The sequence below is a fragment of the Sphingopyxis sp. genome (assembly GCF_036261875.1).
GTDB lineage: Bacteria > Pseudomonadota > Alphaproteobacteria > Sphingomonadales > Sphingomonadaceae > Sphingopyxis.
On record NZ_DATAJZ010000015.1, the window covers coordinates 1 to 23,351 of the forward strand.

Annotated in this window: 20 protein-coding genes; 12 read left to right on the forward strand and 8 right to left on the reverse strand. The window is 65.0% G+C overall.

Annotated features, from left to right (window positions below):
• Positions 1–172 precede the first annotated feature (172 nt).
• The gene (locus VHO04_RS08275; RefSeq protein ID WP_329627881.1) at positions 173–1,204 is read right to left on the reverse strand and encodes an AraC family transcriptional regulator; all 1,032 of its coding nucleotides are present in this window, start codon (positions 1,202–1,204) and stop codon (positions 173–175) included.
• A gap of 110 nt (positions 1,205–1,314) precedes the next feature.
• Between VHO04_RS08275 and VHO04_RS08280 the strand changes: the two genes are divergently transcribed.
• The 8 genes from VHO04_RS08280 to VHO04_RS08315 all read left to right on the forward strand — a co-directional run bounded on the left by VHO04_RS08280 (position 1,315) and on the right by VHO04_RS08315 (position 9,645).
• Positions 1,315–2,292 carry a quinone oxidoreductase gene (locus VHO04_RS08280; protein WP_329627882.1) on the forward strand — a complete coding sequence of 326 codons (978 nt, stop codon included), beginning with the start codon at positions 1,315–1,317 and terminating at the stop codon, positions 2,290–2,292.
• A gap of 12 nt (positions 2,293–2,304) precedes the next feature.
• Positions 2,305–3,153, forward strand: a complete 849-nt coding sequence (locus VHO04_RS08285) for a TauD/TfdA dioxygenase family protein (RefSeq protein WP_329627883.1) — start codon at positions 2,305–2,307, stop codon at positions 3,151–3,153.
• Positions 3,154–3,174: 21 nt separating this feature from the next.
• Positions 3,175–4,239, forward strand: a complete 1,065-nt coding sequence (locus VHO04_RS08290) for a 3-keto-5-aminohexanoate cleavage protein (RefSeq protein ID WP_257545264.1) — start codon at positions 3,175–3,177, stop codon at positions 4,237–4,239.
• A 15-nt stretch (positions 4,240–4,254) separates the two neighbouring features.
• A complete protein-coding gene (locus VHO04_RS08295; RefSeq protein ID WP_329627884.1) occupies positions 4,255–4,839 on the forward strand; it encodes an RBBP9/YdeN family alpha/beta hydrolase in 585 nt (194 codons plus the stop codon).
• Positions 4,836–5,216, forward strand: coding sequence for a carboxymuconolactone decarboxylase family protein (locus tag VHO04_RS08300; RefSeq protein WP_329627885.1), 381 nt, complete (start codon positions 4,836–4,838; stop codon positions 5,214–5,216). The genes VHO04_RS08295 and VHO04_RS08300 overlap by 4 nt, the downstream gene beginning before the upstream one ends.
• Positions 5,217–5,261: 45 nt before the next feature.
• Positions 5,262–6,551, forward strand: coding sequence for an MFS transporter (locus VHO04_RS08305; RefSeq protein ID WP_329627886.1), 1,290 nt, complete (start codon positions 5,262–5,264; stop codon positions 6,549–6,551).
• A 185-nt stretch (positions 6,552–6,736) separates the two neighbouring features.
• A complete protein-coding gene (locus VHO04_RS08310) occupies positions 6,737–9,094 on the forward strand; it encodes a TonB-dependent receptor (protein ID WP_329627887.1) in 2,358 nt (785 codons plus the stop codon).
• A gap of 122 nt (positions 9,095–9,216) precedes the next feature.
• Positions 9,217–9,645, forward strand: coding sequence for a hypothetical protein (locus tag VHO04_RS08315; protein WP_329627888.1), 429 nt, complete (start codon positions 9,217–9,219; stop codon positions 9,643–9,645).
• Positions 9,646–9,893: 248 nt separating this feature from the next.
• Here VHO04_RS08315 and VHO04_RS08320 read toward each other — a convergent pair whose 3' ends face one another.
• The 6 genes from VHO04_RS08320 to VHO04_RS08345 all read right to left on the reverse strand — a co-directional run bounded on the left by VHO04_RS08320 (position 9,894) and on the right by VHO04_RS08345 (position 16,596).
• Positions 9,894–10,148, reverse strand: a complete 255-nt coding sequence (locus tag VHO04_RS08320; RefSeq protein WP_329627889.1) for a hypothetical protein — start codon at positions 10,146–10,148, stop codon at positions 9,894–9,896.
• A 350-nt stretch (positions 10,149–10,498) separates the two neighbouring features.
• Positions 10,499–11,236 carry an SDR family oxidoreductase gene (locus VHO04_RS08325; protein WP_329627890.1) on the reverse strand — a complete coding sequence of 246 codons (738 nt, stop codon included), beginning with the start codon at positions 11,234–11,236 and terminating at the stop codon, positions 10,499–10,501.
• Between the two features lie 52 nt (positions 11,237–11,288).
• The gene (locus tag VHO04_RS08330; RefSeq protein WP_329627891.1) at positions 11,289–12,530 is read right to left on the reverse strand and encodes a cytochrome P450; all 1,242 of its coding nucleotides are present in this window, start codon (positions 12,528–12,530) and stop codon (positions 11,289–11,291) included.
• The gene (locus VHO04_RS08335) at positions 12,530–14,239 is read right to left on the reverse strand and encodes a PEP-utilizing enzyme (protein WP_329627892.1); all 1,710 of its coding nucleotides are present in this window, start codon (positions 14,237–14,239) and stop codon (positions 12,530–12,532) included. The genes VHO04_RS08330 and VHO04_RS08335 overlap by 1 nt, the downstream gene beginning before the upstream one ends.
• A gap of 56 nt (positions 14,240–14,295) precedes the next feature.
• The gene (locus VHO04_RS08340; protein WP_329627893.1) at positions 14,296–15,345 is read right to left on the reverse strand and encodes a DUF7065 domain-containing protein; all 1,050 of its coding nucleotides are present in this window, start codon (positions 15,343–15,345) and stop codon (positions 14,296–14,298) included.
• 33 nt (positions 15,346–15,378) lie between these two features.
• The gene (locus VHO04_RS08345) at positions 15,379–16,596 is read right to left on the reverse strand and encodes an amidohydrolase family protein (protein WP_329627894.1); all 1,218 of its coding nucleotides are present in this window, start codon (positions 16,594–16,596) and stop codon (positions 15,379–15,381) included.
• Between the two features lie 193 nt (positions 16,597–16,789).
• Here VHO04_RS08345 and VHO04_RS08350 point away from each other — a divergent pair, with 193 nt between their 5' ends.
• The 4 genes from VHO04_RS08350 (at position 16,790) to VHO04_RS08365 (ending at position 22,766) form a co-directional block, all read left to right on the forward strand.
• Positions 16,790–17,449: a helix-turn-helix domain-containing protein gene (locus VHO04_RS08350; protein WP_329627895.1), complete on the forward strand. Its 660-nt coding sequence runs from the start codon at positions 16,790–16,792 to the stop codon at positions 17,447–17,449.
• Positions 17,450–17,575: 126 nt separating this feature from the next.
• Positions 17,576–19,672, forward strand: a complete 2,097-nt coding sequence (locus tag VHO04_RS08355; protein WP_329627896.1) for a PEP/pyruvate-binding domain-containing protein — start codon at positions 17,576–17,578, stop codon at positions 19,670–19,672.
• Between the two features lie 76 nt (positions 19,673–19,748).
• Positions 19,749–22,121, forward strand: a complete 2,373-nt coding sequence (locus VHO04_RS08360; protein WP_329627897.1) for a TonB-dependent receptor — start codon at positions 19,749–19,751, stop codon at positions 22,119–22,121.
• Positions 22,122–22,322: 201 nt separating this feature from the next.
• Positions 22,323–22,766 (forward strand): MarR family winged helix-turn-helix transcriptional regulator, encoded by a 444-nt coding sequence (locus tag VHO04_RS08365; protein ID WP_297660319.1) that lies wholly within the window; start codon positions 22,323–22,325, stop codon positions 22,764–22,766.
• A 47-nt stretch (positions 22,767–22,813) separates the two neighbouring features.
• Here VHO04_RS08365 and VHO04_RS08370 read toward each other — a convergent pair whose 3' ends face one another.
• Positions 22,814–23,338, reverse strand: a complete 525-nt coding sequence (locus VHO04_RS08370) for a VOC family protein (RefSeq protein WP_329627898.1) — start codon at positions 23,336–23,338, stop codon at positions 22,814–22,816.
• Between the last annotated feature and the right edge of the window lie 13 nt (positions 23,339–23,351).

Consider the following 23,351-nt stretch of genomic DNA (forward strand, 5'->3'; position numbering starts at 1 on the left):
ATCGCGCACGTCCGATTTTGGGCAGCACCTGGCAACCCCGCGATCCGCGCAAAACAGCTTTCCCCATAGCTCAGCCTATGACCACCGCGGTTCGGGCACCGAAGACTTTCCGACGCCTGGCGGCGTCTGAAACTCTCAACGGTTGCTGCCTGTCCGGTATTGGCGTGTCAGCTTAAAAAGCGGACGATTGGGGTTGTCGCCGGGCCGCAGAAGCACGCCATTGACGCGGAGATATGCCGAACATCTGGCTGTGCCATCGCGTGTAGGCGCCGATAGATCCATAGCCGAGCATTCCCGCGACATCGGTGATCCGGGTGCGCGGATTGGCGAGATATTGGCTGGAAAGTTGCATCCGCGCACGATTGAGCAAGTCACTGAAGCTCGTCCCGTCGGCGTCGAGCATCCGCTGCAGCGTGCGCACCGTGCTTCCCATCGATTCGGCACAATATTGGATCGTCGCCCGACCCGAGGGCAACAGCAGCATGATCATTTGCTCGACCTCCTGCGACGCGGTGCGCATCGCGGGGCTCATCACCGAAGAGATCAATTCGCGCGCGTGGCTCGCCAGCGCCGAATCGGCGCGCGCCGCCGAGCGGTCGAGATCGGCCTCCGCGATGACGAGACCGTTGAACTCGCTATCGAACTCGATCGTACAGCGGAACAGCCGCCGATAGACCGCCATCTCGGACGGCGAAGGCCTTTCGTGCGCGAAACAGACCGACAGCGGCGTCCAGCCATCGCCGAGGACCGCCGCACAGAACCGCGCAAGAACGCCGAGCGCGAGGTCGGACGACTGGCGATGCGGTTCGGGACTGCTGAGCGCGAAATGCTCGCGCAGCACGATTTCCTCGCCGAATGTCTCGATCTGCAGCGCGAGGGTCGAGTTGATCCGGTTGCGAAATTCGGTGAGCGCCTGGAGCGCCAGGCGCAGCGTCGGCTGATGCGCGATCAACAGGCTGGCAACGCCCAGATTGGCGAGCGCGCGCTCTTCGGACATGCGAAGGCCGAGCGTCGTACAGCCGGTGACCTCGGCGCTGCGCTCGAGCAGCCGCATCGTTGCGCGTGCCGAGATCAACTGCTCGGGGTTCGCGAGCAACTCGGGCGATAAACCGCATTCGCGCAGCATCGGCCGCGGATCGGCTCCAAGCCCCTGCATCGTCGGGAAATAGCCGGTCAGCGCCGCGACCCGGACGAGTTCGGCCACGTTTTCTCTCCTGATCGCGCCGCTTGGCGTATAATGCCAAAAATATGTCACGAAATGTGAAAAATGCAAGCGCGCTTTGCTCTAATCCGGTCGAAACGGGAGAGTGAGAGATGGCAAAAGCCGTTCGCTTTTATGAGATTGGTGGCCCCGAAGTGCTTCGGGTCGAAGACGTCGCGGTCGGCGAGCCCGGCCCGGGCGAAGTCCGCCTGCGCCATGCCGCGGTCGGCTGCAACTTCGCCGACACCTATTTCCGTTCGGGCTATTATCCCGCGCCGCTTCCTGCCGGGATCGGCGTCGAGGGTGCGGGGGTGATCGAGGCGGTCGGCGAAGGCGTCATCGGTTTCGCGCCGGGCGACCGCGTCGCCTATAACGGCAGCCCGCTCGGCGCCTATAGCGAGGCGCGCGTCATGCCTGCCGCGCCTTTGTTCAAACTGCCCGACGGTATCGCGATCGAGGATGCCGCGGCGTCGACGATGCGCGGCCTGTCGGCGACCTATTGGCTCACCAAGACCAACCCGGCGATGAAGGCGGGCGACACGATCCTGCTCCACGCCGCGGCCGGGGGCGTCGGCCTGCTCGCGGTGCAGCTTGCGAAGCTGATGGGGCTGCGCGTCATCGGCACCGTGTCGAGCGAGGCGAAGGCCGAAAAGGCGCGCGCGCTCGGCTGCGACGAAATCATCTTCTATCGCCGCGAGGATGTCCCGGCGCGGGTGAAGGAACTGACCGACGGCGAAGGCGTGACGACGGTGTTCGACAGCGTCGGCAAGGACACGTTCGAGGGGTCGCTGAAATCGCTCAAGCGGCGCGGCGTCCTCGTCGCCTGCGGCACCGCTTCGGGCCCGTTTCCGCCGGTCGATGTCTTCCAGCTTCTGATGCAGGGGTCGGTCTATGTCACCCGCCCCGGCTTCGCCGACTATTATGCCGACCCCGTCGAACGCGCCGAATTGTCGGCGCTGTGGTTCGACCATCTCGCCGCGGGCCGCGTCAAGGTCGAGATCGGCCAGCGCTATGCCCTCGACGATTGCGTCGCCGCGCACCGCGAACTCGAAGTCGGCCAGACGATTGGATCATCCATCTTCGTGCTCTGAGGGAGAGAGGCGATGAAGATCGAGAAGCTTACCTGCCACATCGGCGCCGAGATCAGCGGCGTCGACTTGGCCGAGGCGGCACGCAATGACGATCTGTTCGGCGAAATCCGCGCCGCGCTGATCGAGCACAAGGTGCTGTTCCTGCGCGATCAGGGTATCGCGCGCGCCGATCACGTCGCCTTCGCCAGCCGCTTCGGCGCGCTGGAGGATCATCCGGTGATCGGCAGCGATCCCGAGAATCCGGGACTCGTCCAGATCTACAAGGACGAAAACTCGCCGCCCGACTATTATGAGAATAGCTGGCATTGCGACGCGACGTGGCGAGATGCGCCGCCGCTCGGCGCGGTGCTGCGCTGCATCGCCTGCCCGCCGGTCGGCGGCGACACGATGTGGGCGAATATGGCCAGGGCCTATGCCGACCTCTCCGATCATGTGAAAGCGATCATCGCGCCCTTGAAGGCGCGCCATTCGATCGAGGCGAGTTTCGGCGCGCGGATGAGCGAAGAGCAGCGCCATGCGCTGAAGGCGCGCTTTCCCGATGCCGAGCATCCGGTCGTTCGCACCCATCCCGAAACGGGCGAGAAGATATTGTTCGTCAACGGCTTCACGACCCATTTCACGAATTTTCATACCGCCGACAATGTCCGCTACGGTCAGGATTATGCGCCGGGGGCGAGCCAGCTCCTGAGCTTTCTGATCGGACGCGCCGCGATCCCCGAATATCAGGTGCGCTGGCGCTGGCAGCCGAACAGCGTCGCGATCTGGGATAACCGTTCGACCCAGCATTATGCCGTGATGGATTACCCGCCGACGATCCGCCGCATGGAACGCGCCGGCATCGTCGGCGACCGCCCTTACTGAGATCGTTCAAGGAGAGAGAAGATGCAGTTTCTCGACGACAGCCTGCTTCCCGAAACGCAGGACAAATTGGTCATTACCGTCGCGCCCTATGGCCCCGAATGGCACCCCGACGACTTCCCCGAGGATATTCCGCTCACCATGGAAGAGCATATCCAGAAGGCGGTCGACTGTTACAACGCCGGCGCGACGGTGCTCCACCTCCACGTCCGCGAAGAGGATGGTTCGGGGTGCAAGCGCCTGTCGAAGTTCAACGAGCTGATCGCCGGGGTGCGCGAGCGGGTGCCCGACATGATCATCCAGGTCGGCGGCTCGATCTCCTTCGCGCCCGAAAGCGAGGAGGAAGGTGCCGAGGCGAAATGGTTGTCGGACGAGGTGCGTCACATGCTCGCCGACCTCAAGCCCGCGCCCGACCAGGTGACGATCGCGGTCAATACGACCCAGATGAACATCATGGATCTGATGACCGACGAGGAATATGGCCAGACCTCGCTCGCCAATCCCGCGCTGTATCAGGCCTATCGCGAGATGGTCGTGCCTGCCGGGCCGCAATGGGTCGAGGAGCATCTCCGCCGGCTGACCGCGGCCGGCATCCAGCCGCATTTCCAGCTCACCTGCATGCCCGACATGGAAACGGTCGAGCGGCTCGTGCGCCGCGGGCTCTACAAGGGGCCGCTCAACCTGACCTGGGTCGGCATCGGCGGCGGCTTCGACGGGCCGAACCCCAATAATTTCATGGAATTCATCCGCCGCGCGCCCGACGGATCGACGGTGACGCTCGAATCGCTGATGCGCCATGTCTTGCCGGTCAACGTCATGGCGATGTGCCTTGGCCAGCATGTCCGCTGCGGCATCGAGGACACGCTCTACGACCAGCACGGCAACAAGATGACCTCGGTCCAGGGAATCGAACAGATCGTGCGGATCGCCAGGGAACTCGGCCGCGAGGTCGCGACCGCGAAGGAAGCGCGCGAAATCTACAAGATCGGCGTGCAATATAATTCGGTCGAGGAAACGCTCGCCAAGCTGGGCATGGCGCCCAACCGCCAGCCCGGCCAGCGCGCGCTGCCGCTGCGCTACGCGGCCTGAGGCGGGAGCGCGGCAATGGCTTTCGGCGGCGAGACGACGATCCTCTTCGTTCCCGGCCTTCGGGACCATGTCGAGGATCATTGGCAGACCCATGCGGCGCGGGCGATCCCCGGCGCGGTGACGGTCGCGCCGCTCGCCGCCGACCGCCTCAGCCGCGCGGGGCAAGTGGCGGGGCTCGACGCCGCGCTCCGCGCCATTGATGGCGAGGTCGTGATCGTCGCGCATAGCGCTGGGTGCCTGACGACGGTGCATTGGGCGCTCGCGCCGACGCGCACGATCCGCGCGGCGCTGCTCGTCACGCCCGCCGATATCGAGACCCCGTTGCCTGCGGGCTATCCCGAGCCGGCGGCGTTGAAGGCCGGCGGCTGGCTGCCGATCCCCGAGAAGCCCCTGCCCTTTCCGGCGATGGTCGTCGCGAGCCGCAACGATCCGCTCGCCGCCTTCGATCGCGTCGCGGGCTTCGCTGATGCGTGGGGCGCGGCGCTGCACGACGCGGGCGATGTCGGGCATCTCAATCCGGCGGCGGGCTATGGCCCATGGCCCGCATTGACCGATATGCTGGGTCGCCTCGCCGATCACGCCCGGAGCGCGGCGCTGTGAGCGCGACCCCGGTCAGCGACGCGATGCGTGCAGGCGGCCAGTGGAACACCGCCTGGGACGAGATGGCGGAGCTCGACCCCGAGTGGCTCGAAACCTTTCTCGCCGCGGGCACGCTGCCGCTGCGGCGCGGGGTGCTCGATCCCAAAATCTATGAATTTCTGGCGATCGCGGTCGATGCCTCGTGCACCCATATGTACGCACCGGGCACAAGGCGCCACATCGCCGCCGCGCTCGACAAGGGCGCGACGCCCGAGGAAGTGATGGCGGTGCTCGAAGCCGTCGCGGTGCTCGGCCTCCATTCGGTCGCACTCGGCGCGCCGATGCTGGTCGAGGAAATGGAGGCGCGCGCCCTGATGGTCGGCGGCGGAGCGGACTGACATGCGACCGCCCGCCCATCCTCTAACGCAACAAGGGAGGCGGCAATGGCGGTAATGGCACCGGCGGCAAGCCCCGGCATCGCGGACAGCGGCCCGCGCGACACGACCCTTTATGGCTGGATCGTCTTCGCGCTGAGCTTCGGGCTCCTGATCTCCGACTATATGGCGCGGCAGGTGCTGAACGCGGTCTTCCCGCTGCTCAAGATCGAATGGGCGCTGAGCGACGCCGAACTCGGGCTCCTGTCGGGGGTCGTCGCGCTGATGGTCGGCTGCCTGACCTTCCCGCTCTCGCTCGCCGCCGACCGCTGGGGCCGCGTCCGCAGCCTCGCGCTGATGGCCGCGCTGTGGAGCTTCGCCACCCTCTTTTGCGCCATCGCGACCAGCTATTCGCAGATGCTTGTCGGTCGGGTGATGGTCGGGGTCGGCGAGGCCGCCTACGGCAGCGTCGGCATTGCCGTCGTGATCAGCGTCTTTCCGCCGCGGCTGCGCGCGACCTTGTCGGCGGCTTTCATGGCGGGCGGGCTGTTCGGCCAGGTGCTGGGCGTCGCCATCGGCGGCGAGATCGCCGCGAGCTTCGGCTGGCGTACCGCCTTTGCCGTCATCGGCATCGGGGGGCTGGCGCTCGCGATCGCCTATCCGCTCATCGTCCGCGAAAAGCGGATCGCGGAAATCGCCGGCCCCGATGCGCCCGCACCGGACGCCCGCGACCGCGCACCGCTGCGCGCGCTGTTCGCGAACCGCAGCGTGCGGCTCGCCTACCTCGCGAGCGGGGTCCAGCTCTTCGCCGCGGGCGCCCTGCCCGCCTGGCTGCCGAGCTATTTCAACCGTTATTATGCGATGCCCGTCGATGCGGCGGGGCGGATGGCGGCGATTTTCCTGCTGATCTGCGGCTGCGGCATGGTGCTGTGCGGAATGGCGAGCGATCGCGCGGCGCAGGGTCGACCCGATCGCAAGATATTGCTCGCATCGGGCTATGGCTTCGGCAGCGCGGTCGCGCTCAGCCTCGCGCTGCTGTTGCCGCCGGGGCTGCCGCAACTCGTCCTGCTCGGCATCGCGATGTTCCTCGTCGCCGGGACGACCGGACCGGCGGGCGCGATGGTCGCCAACCTGACCCCCGCCGCGCTCCACGGCTCTGCCTTTGCGACACTGACCCTCGCGCACAATCTGCTCGGGCTCGCGCCGGGGCCGATCGCTACGGGGCGCATCGCCGATGCGGTCGGGCTGCTCGACGCGCTGCGCATTCTGCCCGTCGCCGCCGTCATTGCCGCCCTTCTCTTCCTCGCCGCGCGGCGAAGCTATCTCGCCGACCTCGCAGCCGTCGCGCGGCAATCTTAGGATACTCCATCACGACGTCTATCGCCGCGCGCCGCTGCCCCCGGCGCCGCGCCTTGCCGGCGCGCGCGCCATTGCGCCAGCGTGGCGTGCATTGCAAAAATCCTGTCGTGAAATGTGAAATATCGCCCCGATCGCCTCGATAGCCTCCGGCCAAACACAATGACGAATCACCTTGGGAGGGACGTATGAAGACGATTGCCTACACCAGCCTTGCCGCGTTCGCCGCTGCGCTCGCGGCCACGCCCGCCGCCGCGCAGGACGCCAAACCCGCCGATGCCGCCGGCGCCGACATGGGCGACGCAATCGTCGTCACGGCGCAGAAGCGCGCTGAGAATATCCAGGACGTGCCGATCTCGATCGCCGCGGTCAGCGGCGAGGCGATGGAAAGCGCGAACATCCTGACCGTGATGGACCTTGGCCGCGTCGCGACCAATTTCCAGACGGTGCGGTCGTCGAACACCGGCTCGACGCGCATCGGCATCCGCGGCGTCGGCAGCCTCGCCAACACGCTGATCGAGCCGAGCGTCGCGGTGTTCGTCGACGGCGTCTATGTCCCGCGCTCGGGCTCGATCCTCGGCGCCTTCCTCGACATCGACGGGGTCGAGGTGCTGCGCGGGCCGCAGGGGACCCTGTTCGGCCGCAACGCCAGCGTCGGCGCGCTGTCGATCCGCAGCGCGCTGCCCGAGGACGAATTTTCGGGCCAGGTCTCGGCCGAGGCCGGCTCGTTCGACCGCTACAAGCTGTCGGGTCATGTCAACATTCCGCTGGGCGAGAATGTTTCCGCGCGCGTCGCGGCGATGGGGCAATGGTATGACGGGCCGTGGAAGAACCGCTATGATGGCAAGACCTATGGCGGGTCGGACGACGTCGCGGTGCGCGGCACGGTGAAGGCCGAGTTCGGCAATCTCGAATGGATCGTGCGCGGCGATTATACGCGCCTTGACGGCGACGGCGTCGTCAATTTCGACTTCGACCCCGCCTCGATCGCCCCGGCCCGCCTCGCGTTCCTGCAAGCGGCGTTCAGCGGCGGCCCCGACACCAATTTGAACGACCGGGTGATGAACCAGTCGGTCGCCTCCGGCCTGCTCGACAAGAACTGGGGCGTGTCGAGCACCGCGTCGCTCGAAATCGGCGGCGGATCGACGCTGCGCCTGATCAACAGCTATCGCAAATGGACCAACGACCAGCTCGACGGCGACATCATCTTCCTCCCCGTTCCGCTCGCGACGCGGCGCAGCCTGTTCGATTCGGGAAGCTGGAATCACGAACTGCAATTCATCTCGCCCGAACGCGAATGGCTGAACGGCCATTTCGACATGGTCGCGGGCGTCTATTATTTCGAGGAGAAGTTCGCGCTCGGCGAGCAGCTTAACATGGACTCGCAATTCTGCAATGTCCTCGTTCCCGCGGGGCCGGGGCGCACCGCCTGCGCCGCCTATTACGCGAGCACCGGCGGCGTTGCGGCGACCGACCAGGACGTGTTCCAGAAAGTCCGCAGCATCGCCGCCTATGCGCAGGGCAATATCTATTTCTCCGACGCGCTGACGCTGACGCTCGGCGGGCGCTGGACCAACGACCGCAAGCGGGGGAGCTATTCGCAGCTATCGAGCCCCTTCACCCAGACGATCCGCGCACCCGAGGTGCTGACCTATCCGGGTCTGTCGGAGAGCCGCTTCACCTATCGGATCAGCCTCAACTACAAGCCCGCCAATGATGTGATGCTCTTTGCGACCCATTCGACCGGTTACAAGTCGGGCGGCTATAATTCGGGCGGCGGGGTGCCGGCGCTCTCGACCTTCGACCCGCAGGGCAATCTGATCTCGACGAAGCGAGTCTTCGATCGCGAGACGGTCAATAATTACGAGTTCGGCGCCAAGACGAGCTGGCTGGATCGCGCGCTGACCGCGAACATCACTTTCTTCCGCATGGACATCGCAGGCTTTCAGGACCGCGCCTTCGACGGCGTCAGCTTCGTCGTCCGCAACGCCGGCAACCTCCGCCAGCAGGGCTTCGAACTCGACCTGAGGCTCGCACCGACGAACCGCTTCTCGCTTTCCGGCTCGCTTGCCTATCTCGATTCGGAATTCACCGATTTTGCCAACGCATCGGGCCTGCCGGGGCTGGGCGGGACGCAGAATCTGACCGGCAAGCCGAACAGCTTCTCGCCCGCCTGGTCGGGCAATGTCGGGGTCGACTGGAACGGGGATGTCGGATCGAGCGGATGGACATGGGCGGCAAACGCCAACGTCTCCTTCGTGTCCGACCAATATGTCGGCACGGTCAACGACGCCAACCCGCAGTCGATCGCCGACGGCTATGCGCTGCTCGGCGCGCGGCTGACGCTGAGCGGACCCGACGACCGTTGGTCACTCGCGGTCTTCGGGAGCAACCTCACCAATACCCATTATCGCCCGCTCGCGGTCTACCAGCCGCTCGGCGCGGCGCTAGGCCTCAACAACGGCGCCTTTCCCGGTAGCACGGCGAACCGCATCCTTGCGAACGAGCCGAGAACCTACGGCATAAGCGCGGCGTTTCGGTTCTGAGTCCGTCGCTGCGGCGCACCTCCTTGGGAACCGCGCCGCAGCTGACCGCTAGTTGCCAGACCGCTTTCGACGGGAGAATGCAAAACCGGACATACTATCGATACTGCGACGGACCGCGAGTAGTGCTCGCCATTGCACAAGCCGATCGTCGTGACAGGCTGCATTTTGTGAACCACTACGTCGCCGCTTTCACTACCTCCTCTTACTGGTACGGCGGCGACACCGACGATTTCCGCCGCTTCGTCCGCGACACGACATCAGGTGCGGCGTCGCGCAACGACTTCGCCCTCGCCTATATCAACCATGCCGCGCCGTTCGGCGGAGTCGGCATGAGCGGATCGGGCGGCTGTCACGGCAAGGCCGGATTCGACACTTTCTCGTACCAGCGCCCGATTGCCCAGAGCGACCTGCCCGTCGATCTCGCCCCCGCCTTCGTGCCGCCCCTGTCCGCCGAGCGAATAAGCGGCGTCACGGCTGCTACCGCCGCCGCCGCGGCCAGCGCTGTCGCCCGCCTCGAAGCACCATTCTTTGAGTCAGAACGGCTGAAATGAGGCGTCCACGCCGGTCGCGGAGGTAAATAGTGGAATTTTGACCTCCCCATGATCGTTCTCCTGCAGCCAAAATGGCCAAAAGGGGAAACACTCGGGCCAAGCCGATTGGCTGCTCCCAGACTGTCGGCTGGCAGACTCAATCTATACAAAAGCAGGCCGTCATCGGCGTGCGAGACGCTGGTGTGAAAGAGGCGCGTTCTGCCACGCAGATCAAAATTGTCTCGCGAAGGTGCGAGCAACCAATTCCACTAATTTGCCTTTGGAAAGCGGATCGAAAAAAGAGCCTTGAGAATCATCTCGATGACACCGCGATAGTCTTCGACCTCCCGGTCGCTCACGGGTACGGTGGTCCGCTCGTGGATCAACTCGTTGCGAAGACTGTAGTAAAAACTTGCCTTGGTCGCGATTGTAGCGGTGATCTTGGACGCCTTCGCTTGCACCTCGCGGGTGACGGATGCTCGCTGGTTGAAAAGACCTTGGATGTGTCGATTCGTGTAAGTCAAAGGAGAAAAATGCTGGGGATTTTTAACGATCTATTATTTCAGAGAGATCTCGAAGTTGCTGTCCAGCAGTATCAGCGCTGCCCGATTTCGGGTCTCTAACTTTTGCCGAGTAAGCACGTCAACCATACCAATGGTCTCGATAAGGCCGATTGCATGGGGGGCGGCATTCATTTTCTTTGAATTTAATCCCCTCAGCTGCTCGACGTAGCTAAGCCTCCGCACTCGCGGTAGCTTCGGAAGGATGAGCTTATGGCCATCTGCGATCTCGGGGGGATCAACCACATCCACCTCGCCGTGGTCGTGAGCGAAGACCCCGTCCTTCCAGTAACGGAAGGGCTTTGCGGCAGGCGTTAAAGCGAGAGACCGCCGTCCACTACGAGCGTGTGGCCCGTTACGTAGGATGCGAGCGGGGACGCGAGGAAGATCGCGGCGCCGGCCATGTCCTCTGGCGTTCCCATCCGCCGCTGCGGGATCGCCGCCAGGCGGCCCGCCAGGCGATCGGGATGCTGCGTCGTGGCCTTGGTCAATTTCGTGTCGACCAGCCCCGGCGCCAGGCCGTTGACGCGGATACCGTCGGCGGCGAACGCCTGGCCGAGCGTCTTGGTCAGGCTGATCGCGCCCGCCTTGGACGCGGCATAAGCGGGGTTGCCGATATTTCCCCGCAAACCCGAAATCGAACTGACCACGACGATCGAACCGCGAGACTCGGATAGCTGGCGGCGAAATTTACGCGCGCAATGCATCAGACTATCAAGGTTGACCGCCATGACCCGGTCCCACCCCTCGCGCTCGAACTCGCCGCGCTTGTAGACGACGACGCCCTGGCACAGCACAAGCACGTCGAGCCGGTCGAAGGGCGTCGCGGCAGCTTCGATCGCCACGGGATCGCCAACATCAACGCCATCATAGCCGAGCCCGGCCAGATCAGAGCCGTCGGCGGGATCATAGTCGGAGGCAGCGGCGCGGGTTCCCCACACGTGCACCGCCCCGCCGCGTTCGCGAAAGCCGTGCGCAATGCCGTTGCCGATGCCGCTCGATCCGCCGACGACGAGGATGGTCTTTCCGGAAAAATCGGTGTCGGCGATCATAGCCCCTCCCCAGTTGCTGCCTTTGCCTGATCGACGGGGCGAGCCCCGTCTGTCAAGCGAGCGTGAAACGGATGGGCAGGCGCTTGAGCCCGCCGACATTGGTCGATGCGAGCCAGGCCGCGTCGCCCGCAAGCTCGACGGAGGCGACCCGGCGCAGTAATTCTTCGTAGAAGATACGGATTTCCATCCGCGCCATATGCATTCCCAGGCACAGATGCGGGCCATAGCCGAAGGCGATGTGCCGGTTCGCCGGGCGATCGACCCGGAACGCGAAAGGATCGTCGAATATCTCCTCGTCGCGATTGGCGCTGGGGTAGCACATCATCAGGCTGTCACCGGCGCGGATAGCCTTGCCGCGCAGATGACAATCGCGGGTCGCGGTGCGGAAGAAATGGCGGACGGGAGACACCCAGCGCACCATTTCGTCGACGGCGCCGGGCAGAAGCGAGGGATCGGCCCTTAGCCGCGCCTGCGCATCGGGATTTTCGATCAAGGCCAACAGGCCCCCCGCCGTGGTGGAACTGGTCGTATCGTGCCCGGCCGTCGCCACCAAAATATAATAGGACACACTTTCATGGTCCGCCATCGGCCGGCCGTCGATCTCTGCCTGCGCGAACAAGGTCGCCAGATCGTCGGCGGGATTGCGGCGGCGCTCGGCGGTCAGGTCGCGGAAATAGTCCGCGAAGACCTTCACTGTGTCAGCGAGGCTCGCGGTCATCGTCCGCGCCGCCTGCACGTCGGGATCGTCCGAGCCGAAGATTTCCTGCGTCAGTTGCAGGATCAACGGCTCGTCGCATCGCGGCACGCCGAGGATGCGCATGATGACCCGCACCGGGAAATAGGGCACGACGTCGGCGGCGAAGTCGCAGACTCCGCCGCGGTCGACCATATCGTCGATCACCTCGGCCGCGAGCTGGCGGATATCGGCTTCGAGCACTTTGATCCGCCCCGGCATAAACCACGCCTGCGTCAGCTTGCGATATTGCGCATGATCGGGCGCATCCATGAAGACGAGGCTGCGCAGAAGCGCGGGATTGCCGCCGGTCGCCGCGCGGGCACGCTCCTCATAGGCGAGGGTGCGCAGGAAAGTGCGCGGCGCATTCAGAAAGAGATCGGGCTGCCGTTCGACCTCCTGGATATCAGCGAATTTGGTGACCGCCCAGAAAGGGCGATAATCGGGATGTTCGACGCGGTGCACCGGATCGTCGCGACGGAGCTGCGCGAAAAGCGCATCCATCGCCCCCGGATCGGCATAGGTGCAGGGCGAGACGATGGCGTCGCCGGTCGCTGTCATCACGCCGCCCCCGCCAATATCTCCACCGTGCCCGCGGCGCCGTCGACGGTGACGAGCATCCCGTCCTTGATCCGGTCGGTCGCGCCGTCGACCGACGCGACGCATGGGATTCCGAGTTCGCGCGAGACGATGCTGGCGTGGCTGTTGAACAGCCCGAACTCGGTGACCACCGCACCGGCGACAAGGAACAGCGGCGTCCAACTGGGATTGGTGTTCGTAGTAACGAGAATCTCGTCGGGTTCGAGCGCGCCGGGGTCGGAAGGGTCGAGGATGATCCGCGCCCGCCCCGTGACCTGGCCCGGCGAACAGGCGACACCCGTCAGCCGATCGCCATCGGCGGCGGCCGCGATGTCACGCACGGTTCGCTGCGGCCATTCGGCGATCGGCGGGCATTCGCCGTTGACGAAGAAGGGCGGCTCGATCTGGTCGAGGGCTTGGTAATCGGCAAGCCGGCGGCGCAGCGTGTCGGTGAAGGCGGTGGGGTCGCTCGCCCATGCGTCGAGTTCGCTCGACAGGAGCATGTAGAATTGCCGCCGGTCGTCGAGCGCGCCCGCCGCAATGCCCTGCGCCGCCAGCGCTTCGCAGCCCATGCGGGCCTCGTGAACCAGGCGGACGCACATATTCTTCGACCGCTCCCGCGCGACGAACCATGTCGCGAGCGCCGCGGCGGCGGCGTCGATCGCATCGGCCTGACCGGGAAACCGCGCACGAATATCGGCGAGGCATTCGCGCCGCAGCGCCGCGTTGCGATTCAGCGCCGCCTCGGGATCGGCTTCGTCCCCCTGCTTCGCCATTGCGTCGATCAGCGCCAGCGCGGTTTGCGGAGCGGTTTCATAGGTATCGTAGATCAGATCCCACTCGTTCGTCGCGCGCGCGCCATGCTCGTAGAGGAAATGGCGGAAAAGGTCGTGGAACCGGAGGTCGGCTATGCGATCCAGCACGCCGTCGATGCCCGGCGCGAAAGCGGCCTTGAGCGCGGGCGAGCCGCGAACCAGGCGGCTGATCGTCCAAAGCCCGCGAGCGATATCGGCGGACTCGACATCGCCGATGCCGGTGCCCAGCCGCGCCACGTCCCCGGCCCGGCCAACGGCCGCCAGAAGCTCGACAAGCTGGCCCATCGCGATCATGCCCGCCTGCCCGATCTGCACATGGATGCAGCCGGCGCGGTCGAGGAGGGGCGTGATCGACCGCAGCCGCCCGATGATCTCGGCAGGCGAAATCGATGCGAGATCGGGACGGCCCGCGCGCAGCGCGATCGCCGCGTCGTGCAGAACGTCCAGGTCGGGATGGACCTCGCCCGCCATGAAGCGCCCGACATTCGCCGCGACCCGCGCGCCGCAGGCGACATTCGCGTGCCAATCCTCGGCGATATGCGGCGGCATTCCCGGGCCGCTGTCGAACATCGCCGCCATGCGCGCCGCGCCACCCGGCATCATCCGCTCCATCTCGACGAACATCACCGAGATGTTGAGATAGAAATAGCCCCCGAAGATGCCATAGACATCCTCGGGCCCGTCGAACTCGTCCGCGTCGAAACCGCCGAAATCGACATAGCCGCGCACCGTGCCCGGACCGAAGGCTTCGCGCCAGACATAGGACCAGCCGAGCGGCGATACCGGCGCGCCCATGACCTCAGCCGCGTTGGAGCGGGTGTAAATCGGGAAGCGCTTCGACGGCGTGTCGTGCAGCAGCCAGGTGTCAACGGTCATGCAATCCTCTCCCCCGATCCGGCCGCCGGCGTTTTGCCGGTCGAACGGTCGGTTCCTTATGCGTCTTCGAGCAGGCGATCGAGATCGTCGGCCTGATGCTTTTCGAGCACCGCCGCCCATTCCAGGCACCCCATGCCGACATGATCGCCGATCCGCACCCGCGAGATCGCATTATTGTCATAGCGACGGAAGCCCGATCCGGGCAGATATTTGGGTACGTGGACGTGGGTTTCGCCGGTCAGCACGACCGGCGTATCGAACCCGAACGTCAACTCCGATCGGTCGTAACTGAGCAGGCCCGGCTCGGGGGTGAAGCGCCCCCCGACCTTGTTGGTCAGGAACGCACCGTCGCGATTCACCAGGATGCCGGTGCCGATCGCCGAACCGTCGGGTTGCGGAAAGCCGATCGCGTTGCAGAAGATATTGCCGTTATCGAGCGACGACGCCGTCCAGAACACACCGGAGTCGAAACCGCGCTCGACACGCTCGCCCCAGCTATGATCGCGCACGAACAACCCGCTGGTCTTCACCGTCCGGCCGCCGACGCGCAGCGTGCCGTGCCAGCGGCCGCCCTGCTCGTAATGCGCCTGCGCCGAATTGTGCGAATGCGACCCCGCCGCGCTCAGTGTCTCGGCCCATTCGGCCAGCGCTGCGTTGAAATCGGCAACCGGAAGATCGCTTTCCATGATGATGTCGATCGCGCCGATCGTGTCGCCACGGGGCGCGTGGGCGAGGAAGCCGTGCGGACCGATGCCGCCCGCGCCCTGGATTTCGGCGCACAGCCGCCAGCGGCTCCACGGCACCTCGGGCTCAAACAGCAGTTCGGGAATTTCATCGTTGATGCGGAGCGTATCGCCGGTCGGCCGATGCAGGATCGCCGACGAGGCGACACCGTCGACGAAAACGATGATATGCGCCTCATGGTCGCCCTTGGCGGGCCAGCGCTTGGTATGGACCAGAAAGCCGTGTCCTTCGTCGATGTTCCACGCCGCGAGCATCGTATTTTCCTGCCATCGTTCGGGCAGCGGATCGGGCGGCCGGTGAAAATATTCGTCCGAATCCGGCATGCGGTGCGGCGCCATCCGCTCGGTCGCGGTGAACTTCATCGCCCTCTCCTGCTTTCGTCTGTTTTCCAGGGCTCAGGCGAGCGCCGGTTCCTTGATGTCGAGCCGGAACAGCTTGTGCGCATTGCCGAACAAGATTTTGTCCTGCGCGTCATGGGGCAGATGGGCGACCATCTGTTCGGCCTCGGTCAGGCAATCGGGCCAGTCGCAATCGAGATGCGGATAGTCGGTTTCGAACATGATGTTGTCGATGCCGATATGCTGCGTCATTTCGAGCCCGACCGGGTCACGGAAATAGGAAACATAGCAATTCTGCCGAAAATAATGCGACGGCTTTTCGGGCAGCGCACGCTGGTCGACGGTGGCAACGCCGTCGATGACGATATTCTCCCAGATGAAGTCGCAGCGATCGAGCGTGTAGGGCACGAGGCCGAGCTGCGATTCGGCGAACGAGACCCGAAGATGCGGAAAGCGCACGAATACGCCCGACCAGAGGAACTCCATCAGGCAGTGCATGACATAATAGGAGGCGCCGACATGCGCGACCGCCGCGGGCGCGTCGGGCGCGGCGAGCGTCATCGGCGAGGTGCCGATGTGGACCGACAGCACCATGTCGGCATCGGCGATCGCCTCGAACAACCCGTCCCAATAGCACGACGAGATCGACGGCAAACCGCTCCGATGCGGTGCCTCGGGAAAGGAGATGGTCTTGAAACCGAGCTTGGCGAGCCGATGAGCTTCGGCGACCGCGAGGTCGGCGTCCCAGAGCGGAACGATCCCCATCGGGATCAGGCGGCCGCCCGTCCCCGCGCACCATTCCTCGATCACGAAGTCGTTATAGGCCTTGATGCATTCGAGCGCGAGCGGCTTGTCCGACGCGAAGCTGAATTGCTCGCCCGCGAACATGACGAACATGTTGGGATAATTGGCCGAGGCGAGGATACCGGCCTGATCCATGTCGGCGAGACGCGCCGTGCCGTTGTAACAGCCTTCGCGAATCTCGTCGAAGGTGTTCGGCCCGAACTTCACCGACGAACGCGGGTAAAAGCCAGCCGCCGCCGCGATCTTGACGATCGGAACCTGCTTTCCGTCATAATGCCAGACGTCGCCAAGCACCCCGTCGGGGGTTTCGCGAAAGCGGAAATTGCCGCCGCCCGCATCGTAAGCGGTGCCGGTCATCCGCTTTACATAAGGGCCCTGATCCCGAAACCGCGCCGGCAGACGCGTCTGCCACAGATGCGCGGGCGCTTGCAGATGATCGTCCGGCGAAATCAGGCGCGGGGCACGGGACATCGATGAAATTCCTCTCTCGCTTTATAAGTAAGTAAATGCTTACATCTGGATTCGGGGAGCGTCAATCCTCTTGGCGTCGCGACCGGCGACGCAGGGAGCATCGGGATCGGGCGCCGCGATCGGCCGAATTTGCATTCGGGGCGGCCATCACGCTATTTGCCGTGCTGCACGGACCGGAGATCGAGGGATGGTGGTGACCAAAGCGCAAGCCAAGCCGAAGAAAGCGACGAGCCGCATTTCATCCGCCGAACGCCGCGAATCGATCCTGGCGGCGGCGACCGAAGTGTTCATCCGCTGCGGCTATGCGGGGGCGCGGACCAAGGACATCGCGGTCGAGGCGCAGATCAATGAGGCGCTGATCTATCGCCACTTCGCATCGAAGGAGGAGTTGTTCGACGCGGCGGTGATCGAGCCGCTCGAAAGCTGGCTCGAAACCTATAACCATGCGGGACGGTTGGTCGCGACCGCGGCCGATGCGGAAACCCAGCTTCAGCTCCTCGAACGCGGCGCAGAGCAATATCTGAGCCATATGGACGAGGTGTTTCCCCTGCTGGGCATCGCGCTGTTCGGCAGCGGCAGCTATGGCCCGGAATTCTATGCCAAGCGCATCGTTCCGCTGATCGAAGGCTGGGCGCGGCGGACCGCGACCGCGATGCCTTCGGATGCCCCCGGCAGCAAGCTCGACCAGCATTTCCTGGCGATCGCCGGAATCGGGATCAGCTTTTTCGTCGCGGCCAACGCGCATTTCCGCGGCACCCGGCTCGACACCCAGGCGAGCGCCAGGCAGCTAGCGCAGATGATGCTGCCGCTGTTCGAGCATCGCGGCGACAGCGCGGACAGAAAGCCCGATTGACTTATCCCGGCCTCCAGAAGTAAGTGTTTGCTTACATAAAAGCCGGTCGAGCAAGATCGGCCGGAAAGAGGAGACTGGCATGGCGAACTGCCCAGCGGTGCGCTCGACGGTGACGGATCACCGGTGATGAGCGAAGCGATTGCCTTCATGTTCGATGCGCCCCACGCGCTGTCGGACGCCCAACGCCTCGAACTGCTGGGCGGCAAGGGCAAGAGCCTTTCCGACATGACCCGCGCCATGGGGCTGCCGGTGCCGCCGGGCTTCACCTTGGGCACCGGCGCCTGCCGGCACTATCTGCGCTCGGGCTGGTCGCCCGCGTTCGACGAGGCGATCGAGACGCATCTCGCGCAGATCGAGGCGATGCTGGGGCGGCGCTTCGGCGATGCGATCAATCCCCTGCTCCTCAGCGTCCGGTCGGGCGGCGCGGCGTCGATGCCGGGGATGATGGACACGGTGCTCAACGTCGGGCTCAACGCCGATATCGTGCCGGGGCTCGCGGCGCGTAGCGGCGGCGACGAGGATTTCGCCCGCGATTGCCTGAACCGATTGCACGAATCCTTTGCCAAATCGGTGGGGTACGCGCCACCCGATGCACCGCACGCGCAGTTGCGCGCGGCGATCGAGGCGGTGTTCCAGTCGTGGAACAGCGAGCGCGCCAAAGCCTATCGGCGGATCGAGGCGATCGACGACGACGCCGGAACCGCGGTCAATATCCAGGCAATGGTTTTCGGCAATCGCGACGCGATGTCGGGGACGGGCGTGGTCTTCAGCCGCAATCCCTCCGACGGCGAACCGCGGATCTTCGGCGACATTCTGTTTCAGGCGCAGGGCGAGGACGTGGTATCGGGCGCCCACCAGACGATTGACATTGCCCAATTGCCGAGCCGGCTGCCCGACGCCGCCGCGGCGCTCGACCGCTGCCTCGACGCGATCGAGCGTCATTATCGCGATCTGGTCGATGTCGAATTCACGATTGAGTCGGGAAAGCTATGGATTTTGCAGGCGCGCCCCGGCAAGCGATCGCCCGAAGCGGCGATCCGGATCGCGCACGACATGGCGCTCGACCCCAACTTTCCCCTGACACGGAGCGAAGCGCTGGACAGGGTCGGGCATCTGCTCGGCGCCGCAGCGCGTTCGCGGCGCATTGCCGGCGACGAAAGCGCCTTGGGCGCCGGCCTTGGCGCGTCGCCGGGCGTTGCTTCGGGAAAGCTGGTGACCTGCGCCGAGCGCGCCGTCGACCTTACAGCGCAGGGCGAAGCGGTAATTCTCGCGCGCCCCGAAACCTCGCCCGAGGATATCGAAGGCATCGCCGCCGCCGCAGGGCTGCTGACCTCCCGCGGTGGGCTCGCCAGCCATGCGGCGGTGGTCGCGCGCGGCTGGGGCAAGCCTGCGGTGGTCGGCTGGGGCGCGATGCAATTCGTCGAAGGCGGCATTTCGGTGGACGACATGCGGATCGACGAGGGTGCGATCCTGTCGATCGACGGCGAGAGTGGCGAGATATTCGCCGGTGCGCTTGCCTGTGAGACGCATCTGACGCCCGAGGCCGTGGTGATGATGGGCTGGCGGGATGGCCCCGCGGACGGTGGTGGCGGCGCGGTGCAGTCGGCGCTGTCCGACGACGAACTGGTCTTGCTCGTCGCGCTGAAGGGATTCTGTCCCCGCGATGCCGCGATCGAAATCGGGCGGCTGGACGGCGACGCGCTGGCGGCGAAGCTCGCCGGGCTGGATGAATTTCTCGATGCCTCCTCGCCCCGTTTCATCAAGACGACCGACGCAGGCAAGGCACGCGGCGATCAGATTGTCGCGGCGCATCGGGATACGATGGGCCTTGACGCCGCGCGCAATCGCCTCGCCGCGTTTCACATACTCAACGACGATTTCAAGACACTCGTCACCGGCTGGCAGATGCGTCCATCCGACGGCGCTCCGGTCTTCAACGACCATAGCGATCCCGACTATGACGCCAGCATATTGGGCCGGATGCCCGAACTGCACCGCGACACAATGGCGTGGCTGGAGGCGATCGAGCCGCGCGGGCCGCTTCCCTTTTTCCGCACCCGCCTCGAAGCGGCCTTCGCCCGGCTACAAACGGGAGAAGCGCACTATCTCGCCTCACCGAAGATCGATTCCTATCACAATATCTGGTTTGAATTGCACGAATATCTCATCCGCCTGGCGGGGATGACGCGCGCCGAAGCCGAGGGCCGTCAGGAAGCCGGTTGACAGGCGCAATCACTCATGTAAGTAATTAATTACAGACAACACGCGCCAGAAGGTGCGGAGCCTGGGGAGAGGGACGATGCCGAGGCACGGGATCAGCGGATTTGCGATGGCCGCCGCGATGCTGGGAGGTGCCGCGCCGGCCCTCGCCCAGACGACGGCGGACGGCGCCAGCAAAACGACAGCGGGAAATGAGGACATCATCGTCACCGCGCAGCGCCGCGACGAAAGCCTGTCGCGTACGCCGGTCGCGGTCGATGTCGTCGGCATGCAGGAACTGGCCGAACAGAATGTGCGGTCGGAGGCCGACCTGCAGTTCGCCGCGCCCGGCCTGTCGGTGCGCGCGGGCGCGACCTCGAACGAAGTCAATTTCTCGCTTCGCGGCCAATCGGTCGACCAGTTCACCGGCACCCGCCCCGGCGTTCTCCCCTATTTCAACGAAGTGCAGATCAGCAGCAACAGCGGCGGCGGCAGCGGCGCGACGTCCTTCTATGACCTGCAATCGGTCCAGGTGCTCAAGGGGCCGCAGGGGACGTTGTTCGGTCGCAACGCGACGGGCGGCGCGGTGCTGTTCACCTCGGCCAAGCCCACCAACGAGTTCGGGGGCTATCTCAGCGCGCGCTACGGCAATTACGACACGGTGCAGCTCGAAGGCGCGCTGAACCTGCCGATCGTCGACGACCGGCTGCTTGCGCGTGTCGCAGGCTTCTATAGCGACCAGACCGGATTCCAGCATAATCTCTACGACGGGTCGCGGCCCGGCTCGATCGAACGCTATGGCGTACGCGGCAGCCTGACCTGGCGCGGCGAAGGCGGGTTCGAGAATGATCTGGTCGTCGATTACTACAAAGCCGACGGAACCAGCACCCAGTCGGTCCTCTATGCGCTCGATCCGACGCAGCCCACCGCGGCGGCGGTGACTCTCTTCTATTCTCCCGGCCTCGATCTCGTCTTCGGCCCCGGCGCCTGGGACGGCTATCTCAGCCGGCACACCAACCCGACGATCCCCGCCGGCGGTCTCGCCGACTTCCTGGCGATCCAGAAAGCGCGCGGGCCGTTCACGATCGCGACCAACGACGCCAATTTCTATCGCGCCGAAAATCTGATCGTCACCAACTCGACATCCATCGATCTCAACGACACGACCAAGCTCAAGAATATCATCGGCTATGCGCATCTGAAGACCGATGTTCGCGGCGACACCGACGGTTCGCCCTTCGGCGTCGCGGGCGACGGCGAAATCGACGAAGTCGGACGGCCCGGCGGCCATACGCGAACGACGATCCTGTCGGAGGAACTGCAACTTCTCGGCACGCTCGCCGCCGACAGGCTCACCTATGCCCTCGGCTTCTATCTATCGAGCGAGAAGTCGAACGTGTTCCGCCAGGCGACCTTCCTCGACGTGTTCGGCGATCTCGGCCTGTCGCCGCTGTCGGTCAATTCGGACGTCGCCTATAACAACAGCTACGCCTTTTACGGCCAGGGCACCTATCAGCTTGGCGGCGGGTTCGGGGTAACGGCGGGGCTGCGCTACACCAGCGAAACCGTGCGCGGACGGACGCTGCCGATCGACAACAGCTATGCGACCCCGGCGCAGATCGATAGCGGCGTGGCGGACAACGACCAGCGCAAGACGATCCGCAACCTCAGCTGGACCTTCGGATTGCAGAACCAGATCAGCGACGACGTCCTGCTCTATGCGGTTACCCGCCGCAGCTATCGCAATGGCGGCTTCAACGGCAGTTCGCCGCCGATCGTCGGCGACGCCACGGTGAACGGCAACAGCTATGGCACCGAAACCGTCACCGATGTCGAGGCCGGCGCCAAATTCCAGGGCCTTCTCGGCACCATGCCCGCGCGGTTCAACATCGCGCTCTACAATATGTGGATCAAGAACGGGCAGCGAAACGCCTTTGCCGACATCAACGGCCCCGCGTCGCTGGCCGTCAACGTCCCGCGCACCAAGGTCTATGGGTTCGAGCTCGACGGCGATCTGCGGCTGACCGACTGGCTGCGCATCGGCGGCAATCTCAACTATACCCACGCGCGCTTCACCAACGGCCTGACCCCGGCGTTCGGCGGCACGATCCTCCTCGGCACGGTTCCCGATACCCCCGAATGGTCGGGCACCGTCTATGGCGAAATTTCGGCGCCGGTGTCGAGCCGCCTCACCGCCTCGCTGCGCGGCGACCTCTATTCGCAGACCGGCACCTTTTATATCGCGTCGGGCAACCTCAATCCGACCGCGCATCTGCCCGGCTATTCGATCGCCAATTTCCGGATCGGCATCGAGGATGAAACGGCCGGCTGGTCGCTGTCGGCCAACCTCAAGAACGCCTTCGACAAGGTCTATTATGTCGGCGGCATGCCGCTCGCGGCGCTGCTCCAGTTCAACTCGGCGCTTCCGGGGGCGCCGCGCACCTATTCGCTCGAAGCGCGCTATCGCTTCTGACCGTCGGGACCGGCGGAGCGGTTTATTCCTCTGCTCCGCCTTTTCCTGCACCGCCGCTGCCTTGCGCGGCCCGATCGCGGCGAGTGCGGAGAAGTGCCGAAAGCCATGCTCGCCGCGCATCACCGGCGCGCTTCGACATTCCGTGCTTCCGCATCCGCTCATCGCTTGCCTATCGGCAAGTCCTATGCATAGACACCGCGAATGCAGTCGACCAACTATCTTATCGCCCCGCTGCTCGAGGGTTTTGAATGGTTCGACGATGCGTTGCAGCGCAGCCTTCAGGCCGCCGGCTGGGAACCCGTCACGCGCGCGGAATCGATGGTCATTCTGCACGTCCTCGTCGGCACGCGGCGCCCGGCGGATATCGCCCGGGCGCTTCGCCTGTCGCGCCAGGCGGTGCACACGACGATCGGGAGCCTGGTCAAGGCGGGCTTCTTCGCGCTCGAACCCGATCCCGAGGATGGCCGGATCAAGATCGTGACGCTCGCCGAGCGCGGCGCGCAGATGCACGAGGATGCCAACGCCATCGTCGAGCAACTGGGCGTGCGGCTCGAACAGCGGATCGGCAAGCGCCGCGTGCGCGCGCTGCACAGCGCCTTCGAGGCCGAATGGGGCGAACCGCCGGTCGTGACGATCAAGCGCTGAAGCGGCCAACTGCCGCCCCCCAATAAAACCGCCAGCGGCGCGCCCTGTCAGGCGGCGGCTTCGACGCGCTGGGGTTCGTGGCGGACGTCCTCGGGGCCGAAGACCTTGGTGTTGGCGGCGAATTCCATCATGATGCCATTGGGATCGGTGAAATAGACCGAGCGGATGAACACGCCGTCGTGCATCGTCATGCTCACCGTCGTCTCGCTGTCGTCGTGGTTCACGACCATCGGGATGACCTCGACCCCCGCCTCGACCAGCCGCCCGATCGCGGCCTCCAGCTCGTCCTCCTCCATATGAAAGGCGAGATGGTTCATCGATCCGACCGCGGTCTTGTCGTCGCCGGGAAATTTCTTCACCGACGCGACGCCCGGCGCCGCGGGCGGCGCATCCTGCCACCAGAAAAAGGCGACCGCCGATCCCCCCCCGCAATCGAAGAAGAAATGCTGGCCGCCGGTCGGCAGTTCGACCGTCTTGACCAGCGGCATCTGCAGCACCTCGGTATAGAATTTGACCGTTTCGGCCATGTCGCGCGCCACCAGCGCGATATGATTGATCCCCATTGTCTTCATTTGGTCTCTCCTG

Excerpts from the sequence above, each read along its gene's own strand:
- VHO04_RS08360 (WP_329627897.1), top strand. The coding sequence starts at position 19,749 with ATGCCGAGGCACGGGATCAGCGGATTTGCGATGGCCGCCGCGATGCTG.
- VHO04_RS08365 (WP_297660319.1), top strand. The coding sequence starts at position 22,323 with ATGCAGTCGACCAACTATCTTATCGCCCCGCTGCTCGAGGGTTTTGAA.
- VHO04_RS08310 (WP_329627887.1), top strand. The coding sequence starts at position 6,737 with ATGAAGACGATTGCCTACACCAGCCTTGCCGCGTTCGCCGCTGCGCTC.
- VHO04_RS08355 (WP_329627896.1), top strand. The coding sequence starts at position 17,576 with ATGAGCGAAGCGATTGCCTTCATGTTCGATGCGCCCCACGCGCTGTCG.
- VHO04_RS08285 (WP_329627883.1), top strand. The coding sequence starts at position 2,305 with ATGAAGATCGAGAAGCTTACCTGCCACATCGGCGCCGAGATCAGCGGC.
- VHO04_RS08280 (WP_329627882.1), top strand. The coding sequence starts at position 1,315 with ATGGCAAAAGCCGTTCGCTTTTATGAGATTGGTGGCCCCGAAGTGCTT.
- VHO04_RS08330 (WP_329627891.1), bottom strand. The coding sequence starts at position 12,530 with ATGACAGCGACCGGCGACGCCATCGTCTCGCCCTGCACCTATGCCGAT.
- VHO04_RS08340 (WP_329627893.1), bottom strand. The coding sequence starts at position 15,345 with ATGAAGTTCACCGCGACCGAGCGGATGGCGCCGCACCGCATGCCGGAT.
- VHO04_RS08370 (WP_329627898.1), bottom strand. The coding sequence starts at position 23,338 with ATGAAGACAATGGGGATCAATCATATCGCGCTGGTGGCGCGCGACATG.
- VHO04_RS08335 (WP_329627892.1), bottom strand. The coding sequence starts at position 14,239 with ATGACCGTTGACACCTGGCTGCTGCACGACACGCCGTCGAAGCGCTTC.
- VHO04_RS08305 (WP_329627886.1), top strand. The coding sequence starts at position 5,262 with ATGGCGGTAATGGCACCGGCGGCAAGCCCCGGCATCGCGGACAGCGGC.
- VHO04_RS08345 (WP_329627894.1), bottom strand. The coding sequence starts at position 16,596 with ATGTCCCGTGCCCCGCGCCTGATTTCGCCGGACGATCATCTGCAAGCG.
- VHO04_RS08290 (WP_257545264.1), top strand. The coding sequence starts at position 3,175 with ATGCAGTTTCTCGACGACAGCCTGCTTCCCGAAACGCAGGACAAATTG.
- VHO04_RS08295 (WP_329627884.1), top strand. The coding sequence starts at position 4,255 with ATGGCTTTCGGCGGCGAGACGACGATCCTCTTCGTTCCCGGCCTTCGG.
- VHO04_RS08325 (WP_329627890.1), bottom strand. The coding sequence starts at position 11,236 with ATGATCGCCGACACCGATTTTTCCGGAAAGACCATCCTCGTCGTCGGC.